General features: G+C 58.0%; 1 protein-coding gene. It reads left to right on the top strand.

Annotated elements, in window-relative coordinates:
* Positions 1-28: 28 nt before the first annotated feature.
* Entirely contained in the window at positions 29-1,141 is a 1,113-nt protein-coding gene (locus DIE06_RS37760) for a nitronate monooxygenase (protein ID WP_124665739.1), read from the top strand.
* Positions 1,142-1,251: the final 110 nt, after the last annotated feature.

Genomic DNA, 1,251 nt, shown 5'->3' with positions numbered 1-1,251 from the left:
GGGATACAACTGAAGATAGGATGCTTCAATGAAGACTGAACTTGGTGCCCAATTTGGGATTGACCTGCCGATCTACGCTTTCTCTCACTGCCGCGATGTTGTCGCGGCGGTCACGAAGGCGGGTGGTCTGGGCGTGCTGGGCGCGGCCTGGATGACGCCCGACGAACTGTCGATGTCGATCGACTGGATTGAGAAGCAGGTGGACGGCAAGCCCTTCGGCGTAGACCTTGTTTTTCCCGGTACGGGAGGCGACGAAAAATCGCCAGAGGAATATCTGAAGCAAATCCCGGAAAGTCACCTATCGTTCGTCAAGAAAGTCCTGGACGAAGCCGGTATCGCCGACATGCCTGAAGCGGACCGCAATGCATACATGGCCGAGTATGCGACGAAAATGGCCATGACGAACAAGAAGAGCCAAGAACAGCTCGACGTGGTCCTTAGTAAGCCCGTTAGCTGCGTTGTCGGCGCGCTTGGCGTTACGCCAGACTGGGTGGTGAAGCAAGCCCACGGCCGCGGGATCAAGGTGGGGGCGCTCGTGGGAAGCGGTCGCCACGCAAGCAAGCAAAAAGATGCGGGCGTTGATTTTCTGGTTGCTCAAGGGACGGAGGCTGGCGGCAGCGTTGGTTCCATCGCATCCATGGTTCTGTGGCCGCAAGTAGTCGAAGCCGCACAGGGGCGTCCTGTCCTCGCAGCTGGCGGCGTAACGCGTGGTTCGCAGATTCTTGCGGCGCTGGCGCTTGGGTGCCAGGGCGTTTGGATCGGCTCGTTGTGGCTTGGCACCGCCGAGAGCGACCTGAACATGGAGATGCGCGAGAAGCTGTTCCAGTCGGAATCGGAAGACGCCACATTGAGCTTTGCAATGACCGGGAAGCAGTGCCGGATTCTCAACACGGACTATATGAAGGCGTGGGCTCAGCCAGGCGCACCAAAACCGCTGAAATGGCCGATGCAGTCGATCCTTGGGGGCTATCCGTTCAAGCGTGCGGAGCGCTCGCACAATATGGACTATTGGAGCTACTCGGTGGGTCAAGCCATTGGCGACATGAAGGGACATACCACGGTCAAGGGCGAGTTCGAGCGGCTGTTGAACGAATATCTGGAGGCGCTGGAAGCGCTCAATGCCAAGGCGTCTTACGAGTAGATAGAGAATGAACGACAGCTGCACGGCCGGTAACGAAGAGAGCCGAGGTCAAAGGCGATTTGAGATGCTGAAAAGGCTTCTCGACGAACGACGGTCGTGCAGAGCTTTTA

The organism is Burkholderia sp. Bp8998 (genome assembly GCF_003854235.1).
In the GTDB taxonomy this organism is placed as follows: Bacteria; Pseudomonadota; Gammaproteobacteria; order Burkholderiales; family Burkholderiaceae; genus Burkholderia.
The sequence above is the reverse complement of the archived record's forward strand: the minus strand, read 5'-3'. Positions and strand labels throughout refer to the sequence as shown.

Bases quoted from the DNA above. Each gene is read 5' to 3' on its own strand.
- DIE06_RS37760 (WP_124665739.1), top strand. From the start codon at position 29: ATGAAGACTGAACTTGGTGCCCAATTTGGGATTGACCTGCCGATCTAC.